Annotated in this window: 8 protein-coding genes; 3 read left to right on the top strand and 5 right to left on the bottom strand. The window is 65.4% G+C overall.

Annotation, left to right across the window (positions count from 1 at the left end):
* Nucleotides 1–193: 193 nt before the first annotated feature.
* Complete coding sequence (locus tag QMX83_RS18970; RefSeq protein WP_282298198.1) at nucleotides 194–457, top strand: hypothetical protein; 264 nt, start codon at nucleotides 194–196, stop codon at nucleotides 455–457.
* A gap of 16 nt (nucleotides 458–473) precedes the next feature.
* On the opposite strand, the gene QMX83_RS18975 is transcribed toward QMX83_RS18970, so the two are convergent.
* Both QMX83_RS18975 and QMX83_RS18980 read right to left on the bottom strand, forming a co-directional pair.
* Nucleotides 474–764, bottom strand: a complete 291-nt coding sequence (locus tag QMX83_RS18975) for a DUF3247 family protein (protein WP_282298199.1) — start codon at nucleotides 762–764, stop codon at nucleotides 474–476.
* 52 nt (nucleotides 765–816) lie between these two features.
* A complete protein-coding gene (locus tag QMX83_RS18980) occupies nucleotides 817–2,838 on the bottom strand; it encodes a PAS domain-containing sensor histidine kinase (RefSeq protein ID WP_282298200.1) in 2,022 nt (673 codons plus the stop codon).
* A 195-nt stretch (nucleotides 2,839–3,033) separates the two neighbouring features.
* Here QMX83_RS18980 and QMX83_RS18985 point away from each other — a divergent pair, with 195 nt between their 5' ends.
* Nucleotides 3,034–3,597, top strand: coding sequence for a DUF3016 domain-containing protein (locus tag QMX83_RS18985; RefSeq protein WP_282298201.1), 564 nt, complete (start codon nucleotides 3,034–3,036; stop codon nucleotides 3,595–3,597).
* A 52-nt stretch (nucleotides 3,598–3,649) separates the two neighbouring features.
* On the opposite strand, the gene alr is transcribed toward QMX83_RS18985, so the two are convergent.
* Both alr and QMX83_RS18995 read right to left on the bottom strand, forming a co-directional pair.
* Nucleotides 3,650–4,726, bottom strand: a complete 1,077-nt coding sequence (gene alr / locus QMX83_RS18990) for an alanine racemase (RefSeq protein ID WP_282298202.1) — start codon at nucleotides 4,724–4,726, stop codon at nucleotides 3,650–3,652.
* A complete protein-coding gene (locus QMX83_RS18995) occupies nucleotides 4,705–6,027 on the bottom strand; it encodes a D-amino acid dehydrogenase (protein WP_282298203.1) in 1,323 nt (440 codons plus the stop codon). Before QMX83_RS18995 ends, alr begins: the two co-directional genes overlap by 22 nt.
* Nucleotides 6,028–6,176: 149 nt before the next feature.
* Between QMX83_RS18995 and QMX83_RS19000 the strand changes: the two genes are divergently transcribed.
* The gene (locus QMX83_RS19000) at nucleotides 6,177–6,656 is read left to right on the top strand and encodes an Lrp/AsnC ligand binding domain-containing protein (protein ID WP_125361094.1); all 480 of its coding nucleotides are present in this window, start codon (nucleotides 6,177–6,179) and stop codon (nucleotides 6,654–6,656) included.
* A gap of 87 nt (nucleotides 6,657–6,743) precedes the next feature.
* Here QMX83_RS19000 and QMX83_RS19005 read toward each other — a convergent pair whose 3' ends face one another.
* Nucleotides 6,744–6,896, bottom strand: a complete 153-nt coding sequence (locus QMX83_RS19005; RefSeq protein ID WP_282298204.1) for a lana protein — start codon at nucleotides 6,894–6,896, stop codon at nucleotides 6,744–6,746.
* Between the last annotated feature and the right edge of the window lie 231 nt (nucleotides 6,897–7,127).

Below are 7,127 nucleotides of genomic sequence, written 5' to 3' on the forward strand. Positions count from 1 at the left end.
CTGCGTGGCTTCGACCGCGTCTGACACCGCGAAGCCACGCAGGGCGTGGCTCTACGTGGGGTCATCCGGCGTCGTTGGATCGGGCAGGCACGGTCAAGCCAGCCCACCAATTAGCATTTGTTCAACGGCGTCTTGATGCCCTCGCAACATCGCGTGGGTCAGGGTAAAGGCTCATTCGTAGCGGAGCTGGCTCATGCGTGCATTGTTCGTCGGTGGCGTGGTCGACAACAGCGAAATGGATCTGGAAGGCGCACAGCCGCCGGTTCACTACCCTGAAGATACCGGCGGTGGGCATTCACGTTATCGCCTGCACCAGGTCGGCCGGCAGCAGGATGGCCAGGTCGCCTACGCGGTGTACGGCGCGCCGGACATGGCCGACGATGAAGTGGCACGGGTAGCCGACGAGCGCGCCTATGCGCGCCGCTTTGACGCCGAACCCGAGGTCTTCCAGCACTAGACGTGCATGCCGCCGGTCACTCGATCGGCGGCAGCTCGCGGATGGATGCGATCTGGTCGAGCCAGACATGGTGCTGCTGCACCGGCGTATCCAGATCATCCAGCCGCAGCTCGCCGTTACTGCCTTCGTTCTCCTGTGCATCGCGATACTGCTGCACGGTCGGACGCACCGCCACCGTGCCCAGCACCCGGCTGCCGTCCTTCAGCGTGACTTCCACCCGCGCCTCATCCGGCAGCTGGGGCAGCAACGACTTCAGCCGTTCAATGTCGGCGGCATGGGTGTAAACAGCAGGTGCAGTGCGTGACATGATTTACCTCGCGTAGTGACACGCCATGCGTGTCAACGTATCCAAACCGCTCTCAAGCGCGTGCCTGCGCCAGCACGTTGCGCACCGCACTCACCAGCTGCGCGACCGAATACGGCTTGGCCACATGCTCCTGGAAGCCCGAGGCCAGCGCGCGCTTGCGGTCATCGGCCCGCGCCAGCGCGGTCACCGCCACGGCAGGCAGCGCTTTCGCATCCACCCCCATGTCCTCGCGCAGGGTGCGCACCAGTCCATACCCATCCATGCCCGGCATGCCGATGTCGGTCAGCAGGGCATCCACCTGCTCGTGGCGTCCGCTATCCAGCAGGGCCAACGCTTCACCCGCCGACGCCGCCACCGTGACCTGTGCGCCCTGCTCTTCCAGCATGCGGCGCAGATACTCGAGCACTTCCGGCTGATCTTCCACCGCCAGCAGGCGCAGCCCGCGCAGCGGATAAGGTTCGATCACCTGCTCGCTGATCGGGCCATTGAACACTTCGCGCAGCGGCCGGCCATCGGCCTGCGGCTGGTAGCACGGCAGGCTGACGGTGAACTGCGCACCATGGCCCTGGCCTTCGCTGGCCGCGCTGACCACCCCGCCGTGCAGTTCCACCAGCTGCTGCACGATCGCCAGGCCCAGGCCCAGGCCGCCGTGTCGGCGCGTGGTGGTGCCGTCAGCCTGGCGGAAGCGGCTGAACAGATGGCGCAGGAACTCAGGAGCGATGCCGTCGCCGGTATCGCTCACGGTGATGATCCAATGGTTGCCCTCACGCGCCAGCGTCACCGTGACCGTGCCCTCCGCCGGCGTGAACTTGATCGCATTGGAAAGCAGGTTCCACCACACCTGCTGCAGCCGCGTGGCATCGCCGAGCACCAGCGCGGTGTCGTCAGGCAGCTGCAGCTGCATGTTCAGCGCCTTGCCCTCGGCCACCAGCTCCTGCGCACGCATGGCTTCGGTCAGCTGTGCGTGCAGGTCGACCACTTCCACTTCCAGCTGCACCTTACCCAGCAGCATGCTGCTGAGGTCGAGCATGTCCGAGATCAGCCGTTTCTGCGCCATCGCGCTGTTGGCGATCACGCCCAGGCCCTTGAACAGCGGGCTGGTGTTGTCCACCCGCTGCAGCAGCAGTTCACTCCAGCCGAGGATGGTGGTCAGCGGCGTGCGCAATTCGTGCGACAGCGTGGCCAGGAACTCGTCCTTCAACCGCGCCATGTTCTCGGCGGCACTGCGCGCGGCACGCTCGGACTGCAGCAGTTCCTCGCGTGCCATTTCAATCTCGCGGCGCTCGGTCACATCCGGACTGCTGCCGGCCAGGCCGATGAAGCGGCCCATGCGCGAGAAGCGCGGTCGGGCGTTCATTTCCAGCCAGCGCCACTGTCCGTCCGAACGCAGGCCGCGCACCAGGGTCTGCATCGAGCGCTGCGCCTTCAGTGCTTCCTGCAGCTCGTAATCGAATACCGAGGCGTCATCGGGGTGCACCAGGCCGCGCCACACGTCTTCCGGCACGCGCTGCTCGTCACCGCCAAAGAACTCGGTAAACGCGCTGTTGACGAAGCGCGCGTGGCCGCGGTCATCCAGCACCCACACCGGCATCGGCAGCCCATCGGCCAGCGCCGAGAAGCGCGCCTCGCTTTCGGCCAGGTCCACTTCAATCTGCTTGCGGCTGGTGATGTCGAAGAACAGGATCGCCACCTGGCGCTGCTCGGCATCGCCCACGCGCATGGCTTCCACCGAGTACCAGCGGCCGAGTGCACGCGCTTCCATGTCGAAATGCTGGGCGCGTCCGGTCAGCGCCACCTCGCCGTAGATGCGGTACCAGTCCGACTCGTGCGCGGGCTGCAGTTCGCTCATCCAGCGACCGGCGGCATTGAGCAGACCGGTATTGCGCTCGAACGCGTCGTTCACCTGCACGAAGCGATAGTCCACGCCCACGCCGTCTTCAATGAGACATTCCACGACACAGAAGCCCGCATTGAGCCCTTCCAGCACGTGACGGTGCAAGGCGGGATCAAGCGCAGGAGCCACCGCGGTGGCACGTTCAAGGGTTGGTACGGACGGGCTGGACAAGGAGGTCAAAGGGCGTGGCAGGCAGAGCGCTGGGAGATAGCATCATCCAGACCGCGTATTCGTAGCGTCAAGCGCGGGATTTATGTGTACCCCGGGTGAATTGATGCCCAATGCGACAGCAACGGTACCTTTCTGCCAATTGTCCCGACCCGTGATCGGGATCACACTGCCGTGGGATGTCCTCACCACCACCGGGAGTTCGCCATGAACCTCAAGACGTTGTTGACGGCCGCGCTGGGCGGCCTGCTCGCCTTAGCCACGCTGTCCGCGGCGGCGGCCCCACGCACCGTGACCGACCCGAAGGCACCGCGTGCCCTGGAGGTGCAGGGTCCGGTACAGGTCAGCTGGACCGATCCGGCCAAGTTCACCGAGCTGCGCAACAGCAGCAACCGGTTCGAAACCGAGCGTGGCAACTGGGTGTACGACCTGGCCGCCTACCTGCGCACCACGGCGGCGGCGCGTCTGGCTCCGGGCCAGACCCTGGACGTGACCATCACCGACATCAAGCGTGCCGGTGACTTCGAACCCCAGCACGGGCCGCGCGCCCAGGACATCCGCATCATGAAAGACATCTATCCGCCGCGCATGACCCTGTCCTATGTCCTGAAGGACGCGCAGGGCAACGTGTTGAAGCAGAACAACGAAGAAAAGCTGATCGACATGGGCTATCTCAGCACCGGTGTCGGCCTGCTGTCGGACAGCGACCCGCTGCGCTATGAAAAGCGGATGGTGAAAGACTGGCTGCGGAAGGTGTTACCCACCGCCTGACGCAGCCCATTGCGTCAGGCATGACGAGGGCCGGCCAACGGCCGGCGCTACCTCAGCTGCCCCGTACCTCGCGGGCGACACGCTTCACCGCGCACGGCAGCTGATAGGCACTCACGTTGCACAGCGGGGCCAGCACGTCCAACCGCGGGCTTTGGCCCCACAGCTCCACCGTGCTGCCGACACCGGCCTGCGGCAGGTCGGTCAGGTCCACGGTGAGCATGTCCATCGACACCCGGCCGATCAGATGGCCGGGCTGGCCGTCGATCTGCACCGGCGTGCCGTTCGGCGCGAATTGCGGGTAACCATCGGCATAGCCCATCGCCACCACGCCCACGCGGGTCGGCCGCTCGGCCACGAAGCGGGCGCCATAGCCCACCGGCTCACCGGCGGCGATCTCGCGTACCGCGAAGATCTTCGACTGCATGGTCATCACCGGACGCAACCGCGCGGTTTCGGCGCTGGCGGCGGGCAGCGGGTTGGCCCCGTACAGCATCAGGCCCGGGCGCACCCAGTCGCTGCGCACTTCCGGCCAGCCCAGCAGGGCCGGCGAATTGCACAGGCTGGTTTCGCCGGCCAGCCCGTCGATGGCGGCGGCAAAGGTCGCGGCCTGCTCGCGGGTGCGCGGGCTGTCCAGTTCGTCGGCGCGTGCGAGGTGGCTCATCAGCACCATCGGCCCCACCTGCGGCAGCGCGGAAAGACGCGCATGTGCGTCGCGGAAGTCAGCAGGAGACAGGCCCAGGCGGTGCATGCCGCTGTCCAGCTTCAACCAGATGTTCAAGGTGACGTCGGTCTGGAAGGCTTCCACGGCCGCGACCTGCCACGGCGCCGCCACGGCAAACCACAACTGGTGCTGCACGATCAGCGGCAGCTCGGCGGCGTCGAAAAAGCCTTCCAGCAGCAGAATCGGCGTGGTGATGCCGGCCTCGCGCAGTTCCAGCGCCTCTTCAATGCAGGCCACACCAAAGGCATCAGCCTCGCCTTCCAGCGCGCGTGCGCAGACCACGGCACCGTGGCCATAGGCATCGGCTTTTACGGCGGCCAGGGTCTTGCGACCGCCGCCCAGTTCACGGGCCAGGCGGAAGTTGGAGCGCAACGCGTCCAGGTCGATCAACGCGCGGGCAGGACGCATGTTTCAGTTTCACTCTGTTGAAAAGCGGCGGCATGCGGATTCGCACGCCCGCCATAGCGGAAGATGTCCAGGCCTTCGGTGCTGATCTGCGGCTGGCGCGCGCTCATCAGGTCGGCCAGGTAGCGACCCGACCCGCAGGCCATGGTCCAGCCCAGCGTGCCGTGGCCGGTATTGAGGAACAGGTTGCGGTACGGGGTGGCCCCGATCACCGGGGTACCGTCCGGCGTGGCCGGGCGCAGCCCGGTCCAGAACTCGGCGCGGCTCAGGTCTCCGCCGTGCGGATACAGGTCGCGCACCACCTTTTCCAGGGTGGCGCGGCGGCGCGGTGACAGCGACAGGTCGAACCCGCCCACCTCGGCCATGCCGCCGACGCGGATGCGGTTGTCGAAGCGGGTCACCGCCACCTTGTAGCTTTCGTCCAGGATGGTCGAGGTGGGGGCCATCGCCGGGTCGGTGATCGGCAGGGTCAGCGAGTAGCCCTTCAGCGGGTACACCGGCAGATGCATGCCCAGCGGTGCCACCAGCGACGGCGAGTAGCTACCCAGCGCGACCACGTAGTGGTCGGCGGTTTCCAGCTTGCCGTCGATGCGCACACCGGTGATGCGGTTGCCGCTGGTTTCCAGACCGGCGATGTCCTGGTCGAAGCGGAACTCCACCCCGGCCGCCGTGGCCATCTGTGCGAGGCGACGGGTGAACAGCTGGCAGTCACCGGTCTGGTCGCGCGGCAGGCGCAGCGCGCCGACCAGGGTGTCGGCGACGGCCGCCAGGGCCGGTTCGGCGGCGATGATGCCGGCACGGTCCAGCACCTCGTAGGGCACGCCGTACTGCGCCAGCACCTCGATGTCCTGCGCCGAGGCGTCCAGCTGCTGCTGGGTGCGGAACAGCTGGGTGGTGCCGAGGTCGCGGCCTTCGAATTCGATGCCGGTTTCAGCGCGCAGTTCGTTCAGGCAGTCACGGCTGTATTCGGACATGCGCACCATGCGCGCCTTGTTGATCGCGTAGCGCTCCTGCGTGCAGTTGCGCAGCATCTGTGCCAGCCAGCGGTACTGGTTGAGGTCCAGGCCCGGGCGGATCGCCAGCGGCGCGTGTTCCTCGAACAGCCACTTCACTGCCTTCAGCGGCACGCCCGGGGCGGCCCACGGCGAGGTGTAGCCGAACGACAGCTGGCCGGCATTGGCGAAGCTGGTTTCCAGTGCCGGTCCCGGCTGGCGGTCGACCACGGTGACATCAAAGCCGGCCTGCCGCAGGTACCAGGCACTGGTCGTGCCGATTACCCCACTGCCAAGAACAAGTACGCGCATGAGACCTCTCCAACCGGATCATTCCCTGCACTGAGCAGTGCCGGGACCATAATTGCGGAAGTATAGGCCGCTGATGCCGGGCATTTTTCCTGTATTTGCAGCGCTCGGCAGTGTATTGTCCCGCCATTCACCCTGCCGAGTTGACGCCCATGGCGACCCGGGTCCGCGAGCTGGACAAGATCGACCGCAAGATCCTGCGCATCCTGCAGGCCGAAGGACGCATTTCCTTCACCGAACTGGGCGAACGGGTGGGTCTGTCGACCACGCCGTGCACCGAACGCGTGCGCCGGCTGGAGCGCGATGGCGCGATCACCGGCTACTACGCCAAGCTCGATCCGCATTACCTCAAAGCCAGCCTGCTGGTGTTCGTCGAGATCAGCCTGGCCTACAAGTCCGGCGACATCTTCGAGGAATTCCGACGCGCGGCGTTGAAGCTGCCCAATGTGCTGGAGTGCCATCTGGTCTCAGGCGATTTCGACTATCTGTTGAAGGCGCGGATCAGCGAGATGGCGTCGTACCGCAAGCTGCTGGGCAGCACGCTGCTGACCTTGCCGCATGTGCGCGAGAGCAAGAGCTACATCGTGATGGAAGAAGTGAAAGAAACGCTCACGCTGCCGATTCCAGATTGACGCAGACACAAAAAAGGCGGCGCGCGAACGCGCACCGCCTTCCTCCGGTTTCACCCCCGAACAAAGGGTGTTACACCGAACCGTGCATCAGCGCTGCTGTTTCTGGTCCGAACGCTGCTGCTGATCGGGCTGCTTGTTGCCCTTCTGGTTCTGCTGATCCCACTGCTGCTGGCTCTGCTGACCCTTCTGGTTCTGCTGATCCTGCGGCTTGTTGGGATTGTTCTGCTGCTGGTTAGCCATGGTTGCACTCTTCTCGTCATCTTTGGGGATGCGCGATCTTGCGGCGCAGGTGCAGGGTCGAAGAAATGCGGTTAATTAAGGGCGAAAAAGCGGTGAGGTTTTGTGTTGACGCGGATGACTGGGGAAGAATGTTGTGAAGCGTTCAGAAGATCGATAAACGAATTCGGAATTCCTTGATTGCACGCTCACTGGTAGCGCCGGCCGTTGGCCGGCCCAGACGTTGCGTGGGCC

The sequence above is a fragment of the Stenotrophomonas sp. PS02289 genome, assembly GCF_029960115.1.
Classification (GTDB): domain Bacteria; phylum Pseudomonadota; class Gammaproteobacteria; order Xanthomonadales; family Xanthomonadaceae; genus Stenotrophomonas.

What these genes read in the sequence shown, in the direction of transcription:
- QMX83_RS18975 (WP_282298199.1), bottom strand. Translation starts at nt 764, where the DNA reads ATGTCACGCACTGCACCTGCTGTTTACACCCATGCCGCCGACATTGAA.
- QMX83_RS18970 (WP_282298198.1), top strand. Translation starts at nt 194, where the DNA reads ATGCGTGCATTGTTCGTCGGTGGCGTGGTCGACAACAGCGAAATGGAT.
- alr (WP_282298202.1), bottom strand. Translation starts at nt 4,726, where the DNA reads ATGCGTCCTGCCCGCGCGTTGATCGACCTGGACGCGTTGCGCTCCAAC.
- QMX83_RS18985 (WP_282298201.1), top strand. Translation starts at nt 3,034, where the DNA reads ATGAACCTCAAGACGTTGTTGACGGCCGCGCTGGGCGGCCTGCTCGCC.
- QMX83_RS19000 (WP_125361094.1), top strand. Translation starts at nt 6,177, where the DNA reads ATGGCGACCCGGGTCCGCGAGCTGGACAAGATCGACCGCAAGATCCTG.
- QMX83_RS18995 (WP_282298203.1), bottom strand. Translation starts at nt 6,027, where the DNA reads ATGCGCGTACTTGTTCTTGGCAGTGGGGTAATCGGCACGACCAGTGCC.
- QMX83_RS19005 (WP_282298204.1), bottom strand. Translation starts at nt 6,896, where the DNA reads ATGGCTAACCAGCAGCAGAACAATCCCAACAAGCCGCAGGATCAGCAG.